21 protein-coding genes are annotated in these 22,368 nt (G+C 40.3%); all 21 read right to left on the reverse strand.

The window, feature by feature from the left end:
• Positions 1-41: 41 nt before the first annotated feature.
• Entirely contained in the window at positions 42-518 is a 477-nt protein-coding gene (gene greA / locus ACLIJJ_RS04120; protein WP_233313065.1) for a transcription elongation factor GreA, read from the reverse strand.
• A gap of 294 nt (positions 519-812) precedes the next feature.
• The gene (gene udk, locus ACLIJJ_RS04125; RefSeq protein ID WP_233313064.1) at positions 813-1,448 is read right to left on the reverse strand and encodes a uridine kinase; all 636 of its coding nucleotides are present in this window, start codon (positions 1,446-1,448) and stop codon (positions 813-815) included.
• A gap of 3 nt (positions 1,449-1,451) precedes the next feature.
• Positions 1,452-2,720, reverse strand: coding sequence for a peptidase U32 family protein (locus ACLIJJ_RS04130; protein ID WP_233313063.1), 1,269 nt, complete (start codon positions 2,718-2,720; stop codon positions 1,452-1,454).
• A gap of 21 nt (positions 2,721-2,741) precedes the next feature.
• Complete coding sequence (locus ACLIJJ_RS04135; RefSeq protein ID WP_233313062.1) at positions 2,742-3,671, reverse strand: peptidase U32 family protein; 930 nt, start codon at positions 3,669-3,671, stop codon at positions 2,742-2,744.
• A 3-nt stretch (positions 3,672-3,674) separates the two neighbouring features.
• Positions 3,675-4,319 (reverse strand): O-methyltransferase, encoded by a 645-nt coding sequence (locus tag ACLIJJ_RS04140; RefSeq protein ID WP_233313061.1) that lies wholly within the window; start codon positions 4,317-4,319, stop codon positions 3,675-3,677.
• Between the two features lie 241 nt (positions 4,320-4,560).
• On the reverse strand, positions 4,561-5,661 hold the full coding sequence (mltG, locus tag ACLIJJ_RS04145) for an endolytic transglycosylase MltG (protein WP_233314699.1): 1,101 nt from the start codon (positions 5,659-5,661) through the stop codon (positions 4,561-4,563).
• 284 nt (positions 5,662-5,945) lie between these two features.
• Positions 5,946-6,236, reverse strand: a complete 291-nt coding sequence (locus ACLIJJ_RS04150) for a DUF1292 domain-containing protein (protein WP_233313060.1) — start codon at positions 6,234-6,236, stop codon at positions 5,946-5,948.
• Between the two features lie 13 nt (positions 6,237-6,249).
• The gene (ruvX, locus tag ACLIJJ_RS04155) at positions 6,250-6,666 is read right to left on the reverse strand and encodes a Holliday junction resolvase RuvX (RefSeq protein ID WP_233313059.1); all 417 of its coding nucleotides are present in this window, start codon (positions 6,664-6,666) and stop codon (positions 6,250-6,252) included.
• 4 nt (positions 6,667-6,670) lie between these two features.
• On the reverse strand, positions 6,671-6,937 hold the full coding sequence (locus ACLIJJ_RS04160) for an IreB family regulatory phosphoprotein (RefSeq protein WP_127737353.1): 267 nt from the start codon (positions 6,935-6,937) through the stop codon (positions 6,671-6,673).
• Positions 6,938-7,007: 70 nt separating this feature from the next.
• Complete coding sequence (alaS, locus tag ACLIJJ_RS04165; protein WP_233313058.1) at positions 7,008-9,641, reverse strand: alanine--tRNA ligase; 2,634 nt, start codon at positions 9,639-9,641, stop codon at positions 7,008-7,010.
• 376 nt (positions 9,642-10,017) lie between these two features.
• Positions 10,018-11,085 carry an AI-2E family transporter gene (locus ACLIJJ_RS04170; RefSeq protein WP_233313057.1) on the reverse strand — a complete coding sequence of 356 codons (1,068 nt, stop codon included), beginning with the start codon at positions 11,083-11,085 and terminating at the stop codon, positions 10,018-10,020.
• A gap of 84 nt (positions 11,086-11,169) precedes the next feature.
• Positions 11,170-11,358: a hypothetical protein gene (locus ACLIJJ_RS04175; protein WP_233313056.1), complete on the reverse strand. Its 189-nt coding sequence runs from the start codon at positions 11,356-11,358 to the stop codon at positions 11,170-11,172.
• A 244-nt stretch (positions 11,359-11,602) separates the two neighbouring features.
• Positions 11,603-14,017, reverse strand: coding sequence for an SF1B family DNA helicase RecD2 (recD2, locus tag ACLIJJ_RS04180; protein ID WP_411229252.1), 2,415 nt, complete (start codon positions 14,015-14,017; stop codon positions 11,603-11,605).
• A gap of 38 nt (positions 14,018-14,055) precedes the next feature.
• The gene (locus tag ACLIJJ_RS04185; protein WP_237941736.1) at positions 14,056-14,703 is read right to left on the reverse strand and encodes a tetratricopeptide repeat protein; all 648 of its coding nucleotides are present in this window, start codon (positions 14,701-14,703) and stop codon (positions 14,056-14,058) included.
• Between the two features lie 145 nt (positions 14,704-14,848).
• Positions 14,849-15,964 (reverse strand): tRNA 2-thiouridine(34) synthase MnmA, encoded by a 1,116-nt coding sequence (gene mnmA / locus ACLIJJ_RS04190; protein WP_233313053.1) that lies wholly within the window; start codon positions 15,962-15,964, stop codon positions 14,849-14,851.
• Positions 15,965-16,022: 58 nt separating this feature from the next.
• Positions 16,023-17,177 carry a cysteine desulfurase family protein gene (locus ACLIJJ_RS04195; protein ID WP_233313052.1) on the reverse strand — a complete coding sequence of 385 codons (1,155 nt, stop codon included), beginning with the start codon at positions 17,175-17,177 and terminating at the stop codon, positions 16,023-16,025.
• Positions 17,178-17,266: 89 nt separating this feature from the next.
• Positions 17,267-17,686, reverse strand: a complete 420-nt coding sequence (cymR, locus tag ACLIJJ_RS04200) for a cysteine metabolism transcriptional regulator CymR (protein WP_233313051.1) — start codon at positions 17,684-17,686, stop codon at positions 17,267-17,269.
• Positions 17,683-18,369 (reverse strand): YczE/YyaS/YitT family protein, encoded by a 687-nt coding sequence (locus ACLIJJ_RS04205; protein ID WP_237941737.1) that lies wholly within the window; start codon positions 18,367-18,369, stop codon positions 17,683-17,685. Before ACLIJJ_RS04205 ends, cymR begins: the two co-directional genes overlap by 4 nt.
• Before the next feature lie 265 nt (positions 18,370-18,634).
• Positions 18,635-19,789: a M20 peptidase aminoacylase family protein gene (locus tag ACLIJJ_RS04210; protein WP_233313049.1), complete on the reverse strand. Its 1,155-nt coding sequence runs from the start codon at positions 19,787-19,789 to the stop codon at positions 18,635-18,637.
• Between the two features lie 105 nt (positions 19,790-19,894).
• Positions 19,895-21,010 carry an o-succinylbenzoate synthase gene (menC, locus tag ACLIJJ_RS04215; protein WP_411410576.1) on the reverse strand — a complete coding sequence of 372 codons (1,116 nt, stop codon included), beginning with the start codon at positions 21,008-21,010 and terminating at the stop codon, positions 19,895-19,897.
• A 41-nt stretch (positions 21,011-21,051) separates the two neighbouring features.
• Positions 21,052-22,347: a replication-associated recombination protein A gene (locus ACLIJJ_RS04220; protein WP_233313047.1), complete on the reverse strand. Its 1,296-nt coding sequence runs from the start codon at positions 22,345-22,347 to the stop codon at positions 21,052-21,054.
• Positions 22,348-22,368: the final 21 nt, after the last annotated feature.

The raw sequence follows: 22,368 nt of genomic DNA on the forward strand, positions 1-22,368 counted from the left end.
TTGACGAGGTGTCCTTTTTTCAAACAATTACCGTGAAATTGTTATTTAATTGTAACGATTTCTACATTCATTTCTCCACCAGGTGTTTGAACAACTACTTTATCGCCGACTTTTTTGCCGATTAGGCTTTTTGCAATCGGTGAATCATTGGAGATTTTACCTTCGAACGGATCAGCTTCTGCACTGCCCACAATTGTGTATGTTTCTTCGTCACCATCAGGAAGCTCAATGAAAGTAACAGAACTACCTAGTGAAACAGTGTCACGATCTAATTCATCTTCTGAGATGATCTTCGCATTGCGGATCATGTTTTCAATTGTAGTGATGCGTCCTTCTACAAACGCTTGCTCTTCTTTTGCAGAATCATATTCCGAATTCTCTGATAAGTCTCCGAAGCTGCGCGCTATTTTAATACGTTCAACGACTTCTTTACGTTTAACCGTTTTTAATTGTTCTAGTTCTTGTTCCAGTTTCTCTTTACCAGCCAATGTCATTGGAAATTCTTTTTCGATAGCCAAAATGTTCACTCCTTAAAGTATCCAGCACAATCTATATATTTTGATTGTTGGTTTATGGTATGTATTAAAGTTGATGATGTAAACTCAAGCTAAATTACTAATAGGATGAGTTTAATACGTATTCCGAAAAAAAGAAAGCATTTTCTTTCAAAAAAAGAATAATTATTCCCTAAAATGCATTATTTTAGGGAAATAATAATGCCTCTAATCCTTTATATAAAAGGGGTTAAAAGGTAAAATCAAAGATTTTAAAAAACCTTATCATTTCTCTCGGGAAAAAATAAATTACAGAGCTTATAATAACGATTTTTGCTCAAGAATCGTCTGTATCTTCGTTACCATTAAGTCGATAGCAACGTGATTTTGACCGCCTTCTGGAATGATGATATCAGCATAGCGTTTTGTCGGCTCAATAAATTGATTATGCATCGGTCTTACAACACTCACATACTGATCAATAACAGAGTCCATTGTTCTACCTCTGTCTTGAATATCCCTAACAAGCCTTCTAATAATGCGCAAATCTGCATCTGTATCCACGTACAGCTTCATGTCCATTAGATTGCGAAGTCTTTCATCCTCTAAAATAAGAATGCCTTCCACAATAATAACATCACGAGGTTCGACAAGTATTGTCTCATCTGATCTCGTATGCATGGCGTAATTATATACAGGTTTATCGATTTTTTCATACTTAAGCAATGTTTGGATATGTTCAATTAATAATTCTGTATCAAATGCCAACGGATGATCATAATTTGTTTTTAGTCTTTCTTCAAATGGAAGATGTGATTGATCTTTATAATAATAATCCTGTTCAATCATCAGGATGGAATGTCCTTGAAAATGCTCAAAAATAGCTTTGGTCACGCTTGTTTTTCCTGATCCGGAGCCACCTGCGACACCAATTACAACTGGTTTGCGCTGCATGCTTTAGAGCTCCTTTCTCATCATGTTATTTGGAAATACAGGGTGATCCACTTTAAATTTAACAATTTGCAGCGGATGGCGGGCTGCATCAAGCTCATTGCCTTTTTCATCCCATATCGTATCAATAACTGTCGTAAAATTAGATATTTCTGGACCGAAGAATTCTACTTCCTGTCCTGGTTTAAAGAAGTTGCGCTGCTGCAGCGTTACAATCTTTTCCTCTTTGTCATAATCAAGAACAAGTCCAACAAAATCAAAAGTTGTCTTTTTGCTATGATTACCAAACATTTGCTCTTTATACCCTGGCTGCCCTTCAAAGAATGCTGGTGCTGTTTCTCTGTTTGCACATTTATCCAGCTCTTTCAGCCATTCTTCGTCAATAACAAAATTATCAGGATCAGCACAGTAAGCATCAATTACTTTACGGTACACGCTGACAACTGTTGCCACGTAGTGAATAGATTTCATACGACCTTCAATTTTCAGACTGTCAATGCCCAGTTCAATCATGCGGGGAATCGATTCAATGAGCTTAAGGTCTTTAGGACTCATCGCAAAAGGTGCATCCTCTTCAGAGAAAAGCGGCTTTTCTTCTGTGTTTTCCAGTCTGTACAGATCATAATCCCAACGGCATGATTGACAGCATCCGCCTCTGTTAGAATCCCTTGCTGTCATATGATTGCTTAGTGTGCATCTTCCAGAATACGCAATACACATTGCTCCATGAATGAATGTCTCGATTTCAATATCGACTTTTTCTTTCATTTCCTGGATTTCTTCTGCACTGGTTTCACGGGCAAGCACAACTCTTTCTAAGCCCTCTTCCTTCCAGTACTGAACAGCTTTCCAGTTGGAAAGAGACTGCTGTGTGCTTAAGTGTACTTCTATTTCAGGTGCTACTCTGCGGCATGTTTCAATAATGAGCGGATCAGCAACAATAATGCCGTGAATGCCTGCTTCTTTTAATCCAAGCAGATATTCTTCCAGTCCGTCGATATTTTCATTATGCGCAAAAATATTTGTTGTTACATATATTTTCGCATCATAGTTTTTTGCAAATTCCACTCCCTCTTTCATTTCCTCGAAAGTGAAATTTCCAGCGTTAGAACGGAGTCCATATTCTTGGCCTCCGATAAAAACCGCATCAGCTCCATAAGCAACGGCAATCTTCAATTTTTCAAGATTGCCTGCAGGCGCCAAAAGCTCCGGCTTTTTGACAATGATTCTTTTACCGTCTCGAATTTCAGAGATAGGTGTTTTCACTGCTGTCATCGTCTGTACTCCTCCTAATTATTAATACACTGTTTCTTTAAAGAAAAACCCTGTGTCCAACGGTCTATTTGCCGGCTGTATCTGTTCAATTTCTGCTAGTAGATTATCCTTTTCCTCATCGTACTGATCAGGATTATTTACAAACATCGTTATTGCTCGATGATAAATGCTCGTCACTTTTTGAATATAAGCAGAATCCTTTAAAATACCGTCTATCTTAAAAGAATCGATGCCTGCTTCTATCAATTCCTGCAATTCATCAACAATGCAAATATCATTAGGACTCATAATATGTGTGCCGTTTTCGTCTTCAAAGATCGGATACTTGTTCTCTCTCTCTTTATCATGGAGGAAGTAATCCCTGTCTTTCTGTTTATCGGCCATATCTTGCTCTTTGCCCTGATGTTGGAAGTAATGCCCTAAAAGGGTGCGCTTTGATTGGAACATTGTCGTCATGCCGTGAACTTGGATTTCCAATTCGACTTCTGCATTCTCTTTCATCTCAATGATTGCATCCATGCTCAGTTCCCGTGCGAGCACCGCTCGTTTAGCACCTTTTTTCCCCCAGTAATTGCAAGTATACCAGTTAGTTCCAGTGGTTTCTGTGTTCCAATGCAGTTTCATGTCTGGGGCAACTTCACGCGCCACCATAAGAACTGCCGGATCACCAAAAATAATGCTGTCCGCATTCACATCTCTTAAGAAAGCAATATAATCATAAAGGTCATCTATTTTTTCATTGTGAAAAAGACCGTTGACAGCTACATATACCTTCTTGTTTCGTCCATGGGCAAGTTCAATCGCTTTTTTTACATCATCGCGCTTAAATTCTCCTGCTAAACGCAATCCAAATTTCTGTTCACCGATCACAAAGGCATCTGCTCCGCTTTCGATCAGTGGAATAATGTCTTCAACCGTAATTGGTGTAACGAGCAATTCAGGTTTTTTCATTTTTTATCTCCTCTTTTTGCTAATTGCTAATCCATCACCAACAGGCAGTATTGCTGTATGGTAATCTGGATGCTGCATTAGCCATTGATTAAAATCCTTAATTTTTCGGACAAGCTGCCTTACATTCCGGCTGTCTATATTTTCCTCCACAACAAGCCCGTGGAATAAGATATTATCCGTAAAAATCACGCCTTCAGGGGAAAGCATCTTGGAGTATATATCAAAAAACTTCCGATATTGGCTTTTTGCAGCATCTATGAATAAGGCATCAAAAGGACCGTGCTCCTGCACAAGATTCTCCACTTCTAACGCATCACCCTTAATGAAGTGAACTTGTGAGCTTTTGTTCAATGTCTCCACATTGGATAAGGCCACATTATATCGGTCCTCATCACGCTCAATGGATACAATCTTGCATTCTGGCAAAGCGTCTGCCATCCGCAGTGCAGAATATCCTATCGCTGTCCCAATTTCGAGAATTTTTTTGGGCTGCTGCATTCTTAACAGCTGAAGCAATGTTTCAATGCCTACAAGCTCCATAATTGGGACTTCATTTTCCTCAGCATACTTTTCAATACCTAAAAAGGCTTCACTTCTATCTGGAATTAAATTCTCGATATATTTCAGCACTTGTTCTTCATTCTGCAACAGAATTCACCTCTATTTACATTTGCCAGACGTTACTGAATGTCTCTTTTTAAATGGCTAAATTTTCAGGAATTGTTTCCCTCCACCTGAAAAATGTTAGCTTCTTTTATTAAGAACCTAACTTTGCGGTGTATGCCAAATTTGTTAATTACGTATAACTTGTTCCTGTTTAAAAACACTTGTACTATTTTAACATAAAACGCTGGGGAAAGCTAATTAATCATGCTCTCCCCACATCGTTTTAATTATTTGTAATATATTTTGCCTTTAATGAGTTATGCTCATCAAGTGTGCTCGAAAAATATACAGTTCCATCACTGGATGCCAGGAAGTATAAAAAGTCGGTATCAGCTGGATGAAGCGCTGCTTCCATGGACATCGTACCTGAATTGGAGATAGGCCCTGGCGTCAACCCTTTATTTTTATACGTATTATACGGAGAATCTACTTCTAAATCCTTGTATGTGACTCTTGCTTTATGTTTGCCTTGTGCATACAGGACCGTCGGATCTGTTTGCAGCGGCATTCCTTCATCTATGCGGTTATAAAACACACTCGCAATTTTATCTCTGTCTGCCTTTTCTGTTGCTTCCTCTTCAATCAAGGATGACATAGTCAAGAATTGATGAACAGTCATATCTTCTCTTTCAATATCCTGCCTGTACTTCTCCACAACGCTTTGCGTCTTATCAAGCATGGTAGAAACAATCTCATCGAGGCTAGGGTCCTTTTTGTAGAAAGCATACGTAGCAGGGAAAAGATATCCTTCTAATGGATACTTAATATCTTTAGCCCAAACCTCTGTTGTCAAAATGGACGGATACTTTTCCATTAATGACTGAATGAACTTTTCATCATTTAAACTTTTGAAAACTTCCTTCTCAGGCTGCTTTGTCTTATCAGCTATCACAGCTGCTATCTCGTCAAGCTGTTTACCCTCCGGTATCGTCATAGTAAATACCGGCTCCTGCATGATTCTACCAGTCTTTAAGCTTTCGATGATTTCCTGGAAAGTCATCGAGGGATTCATATGATACTCCCCTGCCATGAACTCTGATTCGTTTTTAAACTTTACATAGTATTTAAATACTCGCGCGTTTTTAACAAGTCCGCTGTCCTCTAACGTCTGAGCTATATAGGAGACACTTGAACCGATTGGAATATCAACAATGATTTCTTTTTTGCTGCCAGGGTCCACTGGTTCTAAGCTTGATTTAATATAAAAATAACTGGTTAGTGACACAGCTGCAATTACGACAGCAAGTACGAGAATGGTTAAGCCAACGAATCTCCTGATTGTTTTTGCTTCATTTCGTCTTTCCGCTATCTTCTCAAAAAACATTTCTTTTTTATTTTTTCCTTCATTATTCCCCTCTTTTATTGACAATTATCTTTCCCTCCTAAAACCGGGTATGTATTACCTATAATAAAACCATATCTCGACTAATTATACTATATTCTAACAAAGAAAGTGAAAAAAATAGCGAATGAAGTCTATTTTACTATCGGAGAATAGTGTTTGGAAATAATATCCACAAACAAAACCCTCCATATTTATGCCATTGTCCACGACCGTTTTCAAGCATAAAAAAAGGGACAGCACCATTGCTGTCCCCCATCTGTTTCTTATTCTTCTTCTTCGTTAGCAAGGAATGTGTTAAGCATTTCCTCTACTAAATCCCACTCTTCATCTGTTTCGATAGGAGATAGCTCACCATCGCCAGTTTCTTCGTTCGGGATAAATGAAGATGCATGAATGTCGATTTCGTCGTCTTCACCGTCATCTTCCCCGATTGGGTAATAAAGAACATATGATTTTCCAAATTCATCTGATTCAAATGTGAACAAAATTTCGCATAATTGTTCGTTTCCTTGCTCGTCCACTACTGTAATTGTATTAGTTTCTCCGTGTTCCATTACTTTCACCTCATCATTTCTGGCTATCTAAATAGCCTTGTAATATCATAGATGCTGCCATCTTATCAATTACTTTTTTCCTTTTTTTTCTGCTGACATCTGCTTCAAGAAGGACTCTTTCAGCAGCCATCGTCGTCAGGCGCTCATCCCAAAATACAACTGGTAGACCGAATCTTTCTTCAAGAAGCTTGCCGAAATGTTGGCTTGCTTCACCGCGAAAGCCGATGCTGCCATTCATGTTTTTTGGAAGGCCAACCACTATTTTACTTACATCATGCTCAACAATCAATACTCCTAAACGGTCTAATCCGAATTCTTGTTTCTCTTCGTCGATTTTTACAGTTTCAATGCCTTGGGCTGTCCACCCAAAAGCATCACTAATTGAAACCCCTACCGTTTTTGAGCCTACATCCAAGCCCATTGTTCGCATTTCTTTAATCCTCTCGCTGCTGTTTTAAGTAGAACTTAACAAGCTCTTCAATAATCTCGTCACGCTCTAGTTTGCGCATAATATTTCGTGCATCCATATGGCGCGGGATGTATGCAGGGTCTCCTGAAAGTAGATAACCGACAATTTGATTAATTGGGTTATAGCCTTTTTCTTGAAGAGCATCATATACTTGATTCAACACTTCTTTTACGTCATGTTCATATGGTTCTTCAGGAAAATTGAATCTCATTGTTTTGTCGAATGAGCTCATTTACAACACCCCTATTTTCAGACAGATTCTGTTAATTGATACCTACATTTTACACTACTTGCCCACATTATCAAATGGATTTGATATATTCCTCAACATAGTTTAGCGCTTCTTGCAATTTTTGAGGGTCTTTTCCGCCAGCTTGAGCCATGTCCGGACGTCCTCCGCCGCCACCGCCGCAGCGTGTTGCCACTTCTTTGATGATCTTACCAGCATGGTAACCTTTGTCCATCAAGTCTTTCGTAACAGCAGCAATTAAGTTTACTTTATCTTCATTTACGCTGCCAAGAACAATGATTCCAGAATCAAGCTTTTGCTTCAAGTCATCAGCCATTGTGCGCAAATTGTTCATGTCCACACCTTTAATGCTTGCTGTAAGAACATTAACTCCATTAACGTCTTTTACTTGGTCAACTAGGTTGCCTGCTTCAATGTTGCTTAGTTTTGCTGCAAGCGACTCGTTTTCACGCTGAAGCTGTTTCAGCTCTGCTTGAATTGTCTCAATTCTAGTGCCGACATCTTTTGGGTTTGTTTTCAGCTTGCTTGCTGCATCCTTCAAGATGTTAAGCTGATCTGTCAACTGCTGGTAAGCAGCTTGTCCTGTTACAGCTTCGATCCTTCTTGTACCTGCACCAATACCAGCTTCTGAAATTATTTTGAACAAACCGATTGTGGATGTGTTATCAACATGACACCCACCGCATAGCTCAAGGCTGTAATCGCCAACTTGAACAACACGAACAACTTTTCCGTATTTTTCGCCGAATAAAGCCATTGCTCCCATCGCTTTTGCTTCCTCGATATCTTTATAATCAATTTGAACAGCAATACTTTCCCAAATTTTTTCATTAACGATTTTTTCAATTTTTTCAAGCTCTTCTGCTGTAATTTGCCCGAAATGAGAGAAGTCAAAACGCAAACGGTCTGTTTGTACTAGAGAACCTGCTTGGTTAACATGCGTTCCAAGCACATCCTTTAATGCTTGATGAAGCAAATGTGTTGCCGTATGGTTTTTAACGATTTTTGAACGGTTGCTTCTGTCAACAGCAGCTTCCACTTCGTCATTAACTGTTATAACACCTGATTGCACGATGCCTCGGTGCAGGTTTTGTCCGTTTGGTGCTTTTTGAACATCTTGGACCAAAATAGTAACAGCTTCTGATGAAATGGTTCCAGCGTCTGCAATTTGTCCGCCGCTTTCCGCATAGAATGGTGTCTTATCCAAAATGAACTGGATTTCTTGGCCTTCTTCTGCTTTCTCTACTACCTCTCCATCTACTAGCAAAGCAGATACAACAGCAGAAGCAGTTAGAGATTGATAGCCAACGAATTCACTTTCCACTTTGATTTCCCCAAGAACACTCGATTGAACTTGCATGCTTCCCACTTCTTGACGTGCCTTACGAGCTCGGTCACGCTGGCTTTCCATTTCTTTCTCAAAGCCTTCATGGTCAATTTTCATGCCTTGCTCTTCTGCATATTCCTCTGTCAATTCTACAGGGAAACCATATGTGTCATAAAGACGGAATACATCTTCACCTGAAATAACCAAGCTGTTAGACTTCTTCGCCTTTTCCATTACTTCCCCAAGAATGGAGAGACCTTCATTCAACGTCTCATGGAAGCGCTCTTCTTCGCTCTTCATTACTTTTTGAATAAAGTCGGCTTTCTCTTTCACTGTCGGATAGTAATCAAACATGATTTCACCAACAACAGGTACTAGCTCAAACATGAACGGGCGGTGGATATTGATCTTTTTCGCATAGCGGACAGCTCTGCGCAGCAATCTTCTTAAAACATATCCTCTGCCCTCATTAGAAGGCAATGCTCCGTCACCTACTGCGAATGCAACTGTACGAATATGGTCAGCAATTACCTTAAATGCTTCATCTGTTTCCTTATCTGCACCATATTTCACATCAGCAATTTGTGCTGTTGCCGCAATAATTGGTGTAAAAAGATCTGTATCAAAATTGGTTGGAACATTTTGCACAACAGAAGCCATGCGCTCAAGTCCCATCCCTGTATCAATATTTTTCTTTGGAAGTGGTGTGTATGTTCCATCTGGATTATGGTTAAATTCAGAGAAAACAAGATTCCATACTTCTAAATAACGGTCATTTTCGCCGCCTGGATATAGTTCTGGGTCATTTAAATCATTTCCGTATTCTGGACCACGATCATAGAAAATCTCTGTATTCGGCCCACTTGGACCTTCCCCGATATCCCAAAAGTTTCCTTCTAAACGAATAATGCGGCTTTCAGGAATCCCTATTTTGTCGCGCCATAACGCATATGCTTCTTCATCCTCAGGATGCACTGTGACAGATAGTTTCTCTTTGTCAAAACCAATCCACTTGTCGTCTGTTAAAAACTCCCAAGCCCAATCAATTGCTTCCTCTTTGAAATAATCTCCAATTGAGAAGTTTCCAAGCATTTCAAAGAATGTTTGGTGCCTTGCGGTTTTTCCGACATTCTCAATATCATTTGTGCGAATTGATTTTTGTGCATTTGTAATTCGCGGATTTTCCGGGATTACACGGCCATCGAAATATTTTTTCAATGTTGCAACACCGCTGTTGATCCAAAGCAAAGAAGGATCTTCATGAGGAACTAATGATGCACTAGGTTCCACACTATGCCCTTTTTCTTGGAAAAAATCAAGGAACTTTCTTCTAATTTCTGCCCCTGTTAATACTTTCATAAAAAGTTTGCCTCCTTCTATGTATGACTCCTTAAATATTGATTAGGAGTAATAATTTTAAAGCATAAAAAAAACCCCCATCCCTGGACAGGGACGAAAGTATGCTCGTGGTACCACCCTGATTTATGGCAAAACACTGCCATTTCTCAAATCTCCTTAACGCGGATGGACGGCAGGTATTAACTGCATTCAAGAATTAGCTTTCGACTATCCTTCACTTATGTTCCTTTCAGCCACGGGAACACCTCTCTATTTAGCATACGCCTAAAGTGGACTATAATCTACTTGATTCTATCATCATTTTGTCACTATGTTCTTCTCTCGAATTATACTGATTTTTCTCTGCAATTGTCAACATGTGAATCACTTAAGAATGCTAAGGATTAGTGGTTTTTCCAAAATGAACGTGCAAATGCATGATTGCTACTTTCAAAATAGAAAGGACAGGAACTGCTACTACCATTCCGACAATACCGCCTACCTCTCCACCAAGGAGCAGGGCAAACATAATAAATAGAGGATGCATATGCAAGCTTTTCCCAACAATAAAGGGCGAAAGGATGTTACCTTCCAAAAACTGCAGCACTACAATGATGATAACAACAATGATCAGCATTTTAACAGACATTGTACTTGCAATTATAACGGCTGGAATTGCCCCTATAATGGGTCCGAAGTAAGGAATAACATTGGTAATTCCGATGATTATTCCTAATACTAGCGGGTACTTTAAATCAAAAAAATAAAAGGAAATCGATGATAGACTGCCAATGATAAAACAAACTAGCAGCTGTCCTCTTATATAGCTGCCCAAAGACTGATTTACATCCTTCAAAAATAAAACACTGCTTTCACGCCATTTGTTAGGAGTTAAAAGCAAGGCCGCTCTTTTTACTGCTTCAATATCCTTTAACATGTAAAAAGAAATAAACGGTATTAACATCATAATTACGAATGAATTAACAAAACCCATGATACCTTTAATAAGCTTTGTCAGCAATCCATCCAGCTTAACTTCAAAAGATTCAATCCCTTTATCAACCTTCGTCTGCAAATTATCAGGCCATGCCCTTGTTCGCTCTTGTATATAGTCAATCCAGCTTCTGTACTGGTTTGCAAGCTCTGGCGCATTTTCTGTCAGCTCTCTCATCTGCTCAATGAAAATCGGAATGCACTTATAAAGTCCATAGCCGACTCCTCCAAAAAAGAGGATATATATAAATGCCACAGCAAGGCCGCGATGCAGTCCCATTTCGTGGATTTTTTCAACAATCGGATGAAGCAAATAGGTAATAAATGCACCAAGGACGAAAGGAAATATCACCTTCATCAACAGCTGCAAGATTGGAGTCCAAATTGGAGATAATTTAAAAAAGATAAAAACTACAATAAACAGCAATAGTGTAAATGCTAAGCGATAATACCACTTGACTCTTATTTCCATTCTACACTCCTCCCACCCATAATTTGTGTGAAAAGGAGGTAATTTATACAAATAAAGGAGGCGAATTACACGCCTCCTGATTTCTTAACTGTATCTGCGATTGTCTTCCTCGAACAAGTCATCTAATGAACTAAGGCTTCCATCCTCTTCCACTTGATGTGTATGGATAACCCCTTTTACTAATGACAGCTCAATAAAACAGTTCCAGCAATAATACTGGCTGATTCCAATTTTCCCGATATCTTTGCTTTGGCAATTTGGACAGACTAACATCTGAAAACACCTCTAACAATAAGTTTATAGACAGCCATTTCTCAAAATGGTTGTCACTGGTGTTTCCAGTGTGTCCAATTCTTACCATAAATAAACATCTCATAGCTTTTTTTATAGGAGCCGGCTTTTTAATGCTGTTTTCTTCTCAAAAAAAACAGATGCCATTCCTTAGAATGACATCTATAGCTTGCTTCTTTATATAAAAACAATGTGATACAAACATTTCCACTAATCGTTTATTGTGTCAGCTTTCTTGAGCTGGCATAAAATCATATGGAGTAACATTCTCCATTCCGATAAGCGGATCAATTTCCATTATCCGATCACTGTAAAACAAGGAAACATCTTCTTCTGCTGCCTCGATATCTGCATCACTTTGCGAAAAGACTTCTTTCAGCTTTTCCTGCAGGGAAGTTTGGCGGTTCAGCTCATCATTTCGGCCTACCCCTATTTCCATCGCATCCACTTCGCCAAGCAATATTAAAAATTGTTTACTTCTTGTAATGCCGGTATATATTAAGTTTCTCCGCAGCATCCTATAGTAGCTTTTTACAATCGGCATAATAACAATTGGAAATTCACTACCTTGGGACTTATGAACAGAACAGCAATAAGCATGGGTAATTTGATTTAAATCCTGCCTAGTATAAGTTGCTTCAATTCCATCGAAGGAGACAATAACCATGTCTTGTTTTTCTGTATTTTCCTTTGCATAAAAGATGGATACAATTTCTCCCATATCTCCATTATAGACATTGTTTTCTGGCTGATTAACGAGTTGCAGCACCTTATCGCCAATTCGGTATTTAACATCGCCGAACTTCAATTCCTTACGTGTTCCATCTGGATTTGGGTTCAATATTTCCTGGAGAATGACATTGAGCCGGTCTATTCCTGCAGGGCCTCTGTACATCGGTGCCAGAACTTGAATATCCATTGGCGCATAGCCCTTTTTCTTCGCGTTGAGGACAACCTTCTCTATAGCCTGTGCTATTTGTCCAGAGGCACATTTAATGAAGGACCTGTCTGTTTGCTGCTGAGTTAAATTACTTGGCAATCTGCCGTCCTTTATCTCATGAGCAAGTTCAATGATAGAAGAACCTTCACTCTGCCTGTAAATATCAGAAAGCCGGACTGTCGGAATGCAGCTTGATGCCAGCAAATCCTTCAGCACCTGGCCTGGTCCAACAGACGGAAGCTGGTCTTCATCTCCGACAAGAATGACTTGAATATTGGCTGGCAATGCTTTAAACAGCTGAAAAGCTAGCCAAATATCAACCATGGAGGTTTCATCAACAATAATGATTTTTCCTTCAAGAGGATTCTCCTCGTCCTTGTCAAAACCGCCGCTTCCGTTCCAGCCTAACAGACGATGAATGGTGACAGCAGGTAAACCAGTCGATTCTGTCATCCTTTTAGCCGCTCTTCCTGTGGGAGCCGCTAAAATAAAAGGAAAAGGTTCTTCCTTTTTGTAATCCTTCGGATCAAGGCTGCAGCCATGCAGTTCACCATAAAGCTCTACAATCCCTTTTATAACCGTGGTTTTTCCTGTCCCCGGTCCGCCTGTCAGCATAAGCATCGGCGCCATCAGTGCTGTTTGGATGGCTTCCCTTTGTGATGGTGCATATTGAACTCCAAGCCTGTCTTCCAAATTTCCGAGTGCAAGCAAAAATTCCGATTCTGGAAACTGATCTTCGTATTCCTTCTGTTCCATCACTCTTTTAATATGCCGGACAAGGCCTTTTTCTGAGTAATAAAGGGAAGGCAGGAAAATCTTCTTATCTTCGACGATGATTTTCTTTTCTTCCTGAAGCAAGACAATCTGGTCTGCAATAGCTGAAAAGTCTACTTGCTCCTGTTTATTTTCCTCGAGAAGATCCTTTACTCTGTTCAGCACATATTCTGCTTCCAGGTAGACATGTCCCTCCTGGCTGCTGCCAAGCTCGAGCACATAGAGGCAGCCTGCTTTAATTCTGTCAGGATGGCTGCCAATTAGGCCAATCTGAAAGCCTAAGTCATCTGCTTTACCAAAACCGATTCCTTCTACATCCTCTACAAGCTTATAAGGGTTGGACTGGATAACCTCCAATGTGTTTTCCTTATAAGTCTGGTAAATTTTCATGGATAGCTGCGGCCCGAAACCATACTGATTCAACGATATCATCGCCTGCTCCAGCCCTTGATTCTGCATGAGCGTATCATAAAGAAGCTTCGCCTTGTCTGGAGGAAGTTTGGGAACAGTATCAAGCAAAGATGGTTCATTCAAAATTTTAGAGATGGCATTTTCCCCTAAAGTGTCCACGATGTTCTCTGCTGTTTTCTGGCCGATTCCTTTAAATAGCTCACTAGACAGATAGGTGATAACCCCTTGTTTTGTCTGCGGCATCTCTTTTCGGAAAGAGGAGACCTGGAATTGGAGTCCAAAGCGGGGATGGTCTTTAAATTCACCAAAGAATGTATATGTATCATTTTCATGCATCTTCGGCAAATATCCTGTGACAACGGCTTCCTTATCTTCATAGCTGTCATTCGTTTCATCTACCCTTATCCTGAGCACGGTATAAAGATTATCTTCGTTGTGAAATATCGTGACAAGATGGCGCCCCTTCACATACTTACCCTGCTCCTCGAAAAGATCCAGTGAATTTTGCTCTTCCAATTTTTTCTCCCCCCTCTTTTAAATTTTTTAAAATACCATCAGCCTCCGAGAATTTGTTTTCCCATTTGAGCCAGCTGATGATCAGGCTGAATTTCCAATGCTTTGTTAAACATCTCAAGCGCTTTTTCTTCCTGTTCCTTAAATCCATATGCAACACCAAGATTATAATAAGCATCTGCATGCTCTGGGTCTAACTCAATGCAGCTTGTAAATTTCTCCATTGCTTCATCAATATATTCCCCTTGCGCAAGGCATAAACCAAGCTGGAACAATGCTTCTGCATCCTCACTGTTCAGCTCAACGGCACGCTGCAGAAAGGGAATAGCAAGAATCGATTTTTCCAACCCAATATATGTCATGCCCAGCATGAAATAGTTGTCACTCGATTCGAGTCCTTTCTCAAGTGCTGTCTCGAACATCGCTTTAGCAGACTCAAGCTCCTCCTGTTCAAAATAGACTGTTCCTGCACTATAGTAAGCTGCGGCCATATCTGGATCAATTTCTATCGCTTTTTCATAGAAGGAAACAGCTCTGCTTAAATCACCCAACGCTGACAGCACATTTCCAAAGTTAACATATGATACTGCGTTAGCAGGGTTCTTTTCAATTTCTTCCATAAACACTTTTGCTGCTTCTTCAAATTTGCCTTCTTGCATATATTTAATTCCTAATTGATTTGTCTCCACTTATAAACACACTCCGTTTCTCACTAAAAGTATAGCATATTTTAGCCTAATGGAAATCTTCCAATTCACTCTGCATTTCTTTCTTAAAAAAAAGAGAAACAGCTGCTTAATTCCAAAGGAAAAGCAGCAAGTTTCTCTTTTTTTATCAGCCTACATATGTTAATTGCTCGTTGTTGCGGTACACTTTATCTATTGTTCCGCCGCCAAGGCATTCTTCTCCTTGATAGAAGACAACTGCTTGTCCTGGCGTAACTGCACGAATTGGTTCATGGAAAGTTACTTTCACTTTCGAATCATCGAGCAGTTCCACTGTCACTTTATTATCTGGTTGACGATAGCGGAATTTAGCTGTACATTCGAATGTTTTTGGAGTTGAATCATTAGAAACCCAGCTCACATTATCAGCAATAATGCTGTCAGAGTAAAGCATATCATGATGGAACCCTTGACCTACATACAGCACATTTCTTTGCAAGTCTTTGCCGATAACGAACCAAGGATCACCGCTTCCGCCGATGCCAAGACCGTGTCTTTGCCCGATTGTATAGTACATTAAACCATCGTGTTTACCAACAACCTTGCCATCGAATGTTTCCATATTTCCTTTTTGTGCAGGCAAGTAACCGCTCAAGAACTCCTTAAAGTTCCGTTCGCCGATAAAGCAGATACCTGTGCTGTCCTTTTTCGTTGCCGTCGCTAAGTTCGCTTTAGCAGCCAGCTCCCGCACCTTTGATTTTTCCATCCCGCCAATTGGGAACATAACCTTGCTTAACTGCTCTTCTGTCAATTGGTTAAGGAAATACGTTTGATCTTTATTTTCGTCCTTGCCGCGCAGCATGCGGACTTTGCCATCTTCTCTGACAACTTGCGCATAATGCCCTGTAGCCAAATAATCTGCGCCAAGACTCATTGCATGCTCTAAAAACGCCTTGAACTTGATTTCTTTGTTGCACATAACGTCAGGGTTTGGCGTTCTTCCTGCCTTATATTCATCAAGGAAGTAAGTGAATACTTTATCCCAATATTGCTTTTCAAAATTGACCGCATAATAAGGGATACCCAGTTGATTGCAGACACGGATAACATCCTCATAGTCCTCTGTTGCTGTGCAGACGCCGAATTCGTCTGTATCATCCCAGTTTTTCATAAATATGCCGATAACGTCATAGCCTTGCTCTTTTAAAAGCAGTGCAGCAACAGAGGAATCGACTCCACCTGACATGCCGACAACTACGCGTGTATCTTTTGGTGCTTTTTCCATTTCATTCCCCCCTGTATTCCATAGTCCTATCTATTTGGAAGAATACAGTTCAAGCTAGTCAGATAAGCTTATTGCCTGTTAATCTTTGCACGATTTTAGACAGCTCAGATCCGACCTTTTTGATCTGTTCTTCTGTATTGTATAACCCGAAGCTAAATCGAATAGAGTTCTTCGTCCTTTCTGAGTTCTCGCCAAACATGCTTACGAGTACATGGGAAGGATCGATAGAGCCTGCTGTACAAGCAGAACCGCTTGAAGCAGCAATGCCTGCCAAATCTAGATTTACGAGCAGTGCCTCTACATTTGTTCCAGGAAAGCTTAAGTTTAAAACATGTGGCAGCATATTTTCAACTAATCCGTTTTGCACAAACTCAATTTTATTTTCTTCCAATGTTTGAACAAGCGTTTTTTTAAAGCTTTCATACTTTTGCTTTTTTTCCTGTCTCTCAGAAATGGCGATTTCTGCGGCCAGTTGAAAGCCTGCTACTGCTGGAACATTTTCCGTACCAGCTCTGCGCTTTCTTTCCTGTTCACCGCCAAATAAGCGTGGTGAAAGCTGAATGCCATTTTCAATATAAAGGAAACCAATTCCTTTAGGGCCATTGATTTTATGAGAAGAAACGGACAGAAGATTGATATGCTGCTTCTTCACATCAATTTCCTCCATACCGTAAGCTTGGACAGCATCTGTATGGAAAAGGGCCTGATGGTCTTTTAGGACTTCTCCTATTTCAGCAATAGGCTGGATTGCGCCAACTTCATTGTTTCCATACATAATTGTCACAAGTATAGTATCGTCTCGCAATTCCTTTTTCAACACATCAAGATCAATCACACCAAATTCATTAACAGGAAGATAGGTAACATCAAAACCTTTTTTCGCCAGCTCCTCACATGCATGCAAAACTGCGTGATGTTCAATTTCTGTTGTTATGATATGTTTCCCAAGATGTTGATAGCTTTCAGCCACTCCAAATATTGCGTGGTTATCCGCTTCTGTCCCGCCGCTTGTGATAATGATTTCCGACTCTTGCGCTCCTATGCTTGATGCAAGGCTGGCTCTGGCATTATCAATAATCTTTCGGGCCTGTCTTCCAAATGTGTGAATGCTTGAAGGATTTCCATAAATCGATTGCATCACTTCATGCATTCTTTCGATAACCTTAGGATGCATCGGCGACGTTGCCGCATGATCCACATATATATGTTCCAACTTCTTCACCTACTAAAGTTTTATTCTAAATAGCAACTATCTTATAGTAATAGGATAGGCACATTCTTTCCAATTATTTGTTTCAACGATTAAATATAGAACATGTATGAATCTGTATCATTTTCCTCTTTATGGTTCGCCAAGTCCTCAATTGTTGTGGAATCAAGCACTTCTTTAACTGCATCACGGATTTTCATCCATAGAGCTTTTTTAGCAGGCTCCTCGTTTTCAATCCCCTCAACAGGACTGATTGGTCCTTCTAAAGTGCGGATGATATCACCTGCAGTGATGTTTTTCGGGTCGTCACCAAGAACATAGCCGCCGTATGCTCCTCTGATGCTTCGGACAAATCCTGCGTTGCGGAGCGGTGCTACAAGCTGCTCTAAATAATGCTCTGACAAGTCATTTGTCTGTGCAATTGACTTAAGGGAAATCGGACCGTCTCCATGTTTTTTTGCTAATTCCATCATAATTGTTAAGCCGTAGCGGCCTTTTGTTGAGATTTTCATAAACCAGCACTCCTATTATTAGCTATTTTTTTATGTCGATGATGTGATTTTTTCACATTTGCCAGCAGCAATTCCGTCCATTTCCGGCATTGCGGAATACTGAAACCAGCGATTTTACCGATGATAACCGCATATGCGACCGTTCCCCAAAATACAGGTCCGCCCATAAGCCAGCCTGAAAACAGAACAGCCGCCTCCATGATAAACCTGGTTTTAGAAATACTTAAGCCAAGCTTTTGTGATAATACAAGCATCAAACTGTCTCTTGGCCCCGCTCCCAGGTTCGCAGAGATATAAAAGCCCATTCCATAAGCCATGATAACAAGACCAAATAAAAACATCACTTCCCTGCCAAGTAATGTGGGAGGTGTCTTAATAAATGGCATCATTAAAAATAAATCAATAAAAATACCTACTAACAGCATATTGAGAAATGCACCGATCTGCGGGATTGACTTGGAAAGGATTGCACTTACAAAAAGGACAAAAAAGCCGACAATGATCGTCCAGCTCCCAATTGTCAAACCAAGTTGGTAGTACAAGCCGATATTCAGTACATCCCACGGAGCAGAACCTAAGTCTGCTTCTATCAAAAGAACAATTCCAAATGACATGATAAGCAGGCCGACAATGAATATTACCGTTCGCCATGTAAGCTGTCTCATCTTCAATGTGGCTTCCATTCTTTATATCCACCTTTACATGTTTACAAATATCCGCAGCAAATTGAACAATATGCATTATAACATATTCCCTCTTCACGCCGCTTGCTTCAACACTAATACTTTCATTATGAATATGATATATCCTATCTATTCAATAGGATATCATATTTCTGGTCTTTTTTTTGGTTTTTAAGTGGTTGCTTACGTAAAATTTCGTATTAAAGGCTGTATTTTTGTTATTTCCATGACAAACAGGCAGCTTTTTTAAAAAGCTGCCATTGCATTAATTTTCATCTGCAGTAAACTCATTCAGTCTCATGACAGACAATGCCATAATTTTAATGCCATTTAGCAAACTATCCAGTTCAAATGACATTTTTGGATGGTGCAGGCCTGGTTTTAGGTCTGTACCTAAGCCGATCATTGTCGAGTGTAGGTTTTTTAATTTTTTTGCATAAAAATGGAAGTCCTCGCCTCCTGGTGTGACTGGTGGCGGAACAAGTCCTTTTTTACCAAGCACTTCTTTAATGCTGCCTGCTACTGCTTCTTCCATCGCATTATCCTTCTGTGCTGCAGGCATCTCAGACAAGAGCTCTAACTCTACTTTAGCTCCATTTGCTTCTCCAGCGTGATAGATGCTCCTCTTTAGTTTATCGATAAGGTCATTCATTGCTTCATTCGTTTGTGCTCGCGCATCAATGCCGAATTCTGCATAATCAGGAATGATATTAAAGCTTTTCCCTCCGCCTTGAATGAAGGTCATCTTTGCTGATGCAGGTATGATAGGATTAAGCGGTATAGCGCGGATTGCCGTATTAATAGCCGTAATACTGTCTATAACATTTATTCCTAAATGATGACGGGCGGCATGTGCCTGCAAGCCAAAAACCCGCCCTTTAAATGACGCTGCTGCTCCGTGATAGATAGCTGGAGATGCTTCATTATGCCTCATTTCCTGAATCGGCCGCAAATGAAGCCCAAGTAAATAGTCCACATCATCTAATAAATTTTTATTGATAAAAGAAAGGGCACCGCCGCCTGTTTCTTCTGCAGGCTGAAAAAAACTTTTAATCATTCCTCTCGGTTGTACCCCAAGCTCTTTTAGGCATTTGAGTGTAAAGAGTACAATTGTCATATGGGCATCATGGCCGCATGAATGATTTGCCTTCCATACACCGTCGACATTTTGCCATAATGCATCTATATCTGTGCGCACACCGATAGTTGGTCCGGTCCTGTTATTGCCCCAATAGCCGACTGCTCCTGTTTGGTCCGAAAAAGTTTTATAAGGTATATCTAGCAAATCAAGCTGTTTGCATATAAAAGCTGTTGTATGATGTTCCTCCCAGCTAATCTCTGCATGTTCATGCAAATAATGATACATCGCTTTTATTTCTACTTCTTTTTTGTTCACCCAATCTATTACTCTATCCTTCACTGTTCGTCCTCCGCTCCCTGTTACCAGCCAATATACCGAATGTTCTGTGTTTTCAAATCATAGGAGCACAATCTTAGCATTGCAAGAGATTGTGCTGTATGTTGATTAATTAATTGTGAATGTCTTTTTTCCTAATAAGTATTTTTCAATCACTTGCTCGTTCAGCTCATAACCGATGCCTGGCTTTGTCGGGACTGCTATTTTTCCTGGAGCAGACATAATCACCTCAGGCTGGATAATGTCTTCCTTCCAATAGCGATCAGAAGCAGAAGTGTCACCGGCAATTGTAAAGTTCGCAAGCGAGGTTATAGCAATATTATGAGCCCTGCCGACACCAGCTTCAAGCATTCCTCCGCACCAGACAGGAACATTATAATTATCACATAAATCATGAATTTTCTTTGCTTCTGTCAAACCGCCGACGCGGCCAATTTTCAAATTGATAATTCTGCAGCTGCCCAGCTCGATTGCCTTGCGGGCATTCTCAGCTGAATGGATACTTTCATCCAGACAAATCGGAGTGCTTAGCTCCTTTTGCAGAACAGCATGGTCAATCATGTCGTCAAAGGCTAAAGGCTGTTCAATCATCATCAGCTTGAATGCATCTAATTTTTTTAAATGTGTCAAATCTTGCAGGGAATATGCTGAATTCGCATCGGCCATAAGAGGAATCCCAAATCCGAACTTCTCCCTGATTTTCGCCAATGGCTCCAAATCATAGCCTGGCTTTATTTTAACTTTTATTTTTTTATAGCCATCTGCCAAATATCTTTCGATTTTCAAGAGTAGCTCGTCTAGCGACTTCTCTATTCCAATGCTTACGCCAACATCAATGCTTTTTCTCGTCCCGCCAAGTGCATGGGCAAGGGACACTCCATTTTTTTTGCTGTAAAGATCCCAAACAGCTCCTTCTAATGCTGCTTTTGCCATATTATTTCTTCTGATTGGTGCGAATATATTAGAAACGTCGTCTGGATGGTTAATGGTGCTATTAAACAAAAGAGGAATTAAAAATTCTTCTATTATATGCACAGAAGTGCCTGTAGTTTCTTCACTGTAGCCTGGATTGGGCATAGCAACGGACTCTCCGTAGCCTACATGCCCGCCGCTGAACATTTTAATAATCAGGAAGTCCTTTTCCATTAAACTCCCGATACTTGTTACAAACGGATGCAGCAACGGCATCTTTAGATGAAGAAGCTCGATTCTTTCAATCTTCAAAACTAACTACACGTCCCTTAATCGTTAAATTCGGTAAAGCTTTATTGTTTTTTCTCGTTTTCTGTCCGGAATCCTGCCAGCCGTTCGTAAATAGCCTTAAGCTTTTTCTCTTCTCCCGCCTCAGTTGGCTGATAGTATTGCGTTCCTTTAAGCTTTTCTGGCAAATATTCTTGATTGACCCAGCCGCCGAATGTGCCGATTGGATAATCATGAGGATACACATAGCCAACATGGCCGAGCGCTTTGCTTCCAGCATAATGGCCGTCGCGGAGATGCATCGGAATATCCCCAACATGGCCACTCCTAACATCAGCGATTGCTGCATCGAGGGCCTTATAGGCTGCATTTGATTTAGAAGATAAACACATTTCTACAACAGCAACAGATAAAGGAATTCTTGCTTCAGGCAATCCAAGCCGCTCACTTGCTGTAACGGCTGCAAGTACATTATTGCCTACAGATGTTTTCGCAAGACCGACATCTTCATAGGCAATTACAAGCAGTCTTCTGTTAACAGCAACAAGATCACCTGTTTCGAGCAAATGAGCAAGATAATAAAGAGCTGCGTCAACATCGCTTCCGCGAATGCTCTTTTGCAGGCTGGAAAGAAGGTTATAGAAATGAGACCCCTTCTTATCTCCATAAACTCCGACTCTTTCAATCATTTGTGCGACTGTTTCATCTGTTACAACAAATGTATCTTCTTCTTTATCAGAGGAATAGACAATAGACTCTAAAAGGGTTAAGGATTTCCGAGCATCTCCATTCGTTCCTTGGGCAATTTTTTTTATTTGTTCATCGCTTATCTTTATCGACAGGGTGCCTAGACCCCGTTCTTCTTTAATAGCCCTAGTAAGTAGCTCCTCAATATCAACATCTGTCAATCTTTTAAGCTGCTTAATCTGCCCGCAGCGGCTTCTGATGGCAGGATTCACATCATGATACGGGTTTTCAGTAGTTGCACCGATTAAAACGATATCCCCTCTTTCCACATGGGGAAGCAAATAATCTTGCTGTGCTTTGTTGAAGCGGTGAATTTCGTCGAGAAACAGCAGCACTTTCCCTGTTAATCTCGCTTCATCCACGACTGCCTCCACATCCTTTTTGCCTGCTGTTGTCGCATTTAAGGCAATAAACGGCAAATTCGTCGTACCGGCAATCGCAAAGGCAATGGAGGTCTTTCCTATGCCTGGCTCCCCATATAAAAGCATGGACGGAACATGACCATTTTTAATCATTTTATATAAGCCTGTTTGTTTGCCGATTATATCCTTTTGCCCGACTACTTCATCAATGGTAGTCGGCCGCATTCGATAGGCTAGTGGTTCTCCATTCACTATATGTACACCTCTTTACTC

Origin of the sequence: Niallia laureatilytica, from assembly GCF_046613985.1 — a bacterium.
Classification (GTDB): domain Bacteria; phylum Bacillota; class Bacilli; order Bacillales; family Cytobacillaceae; genus Niallia.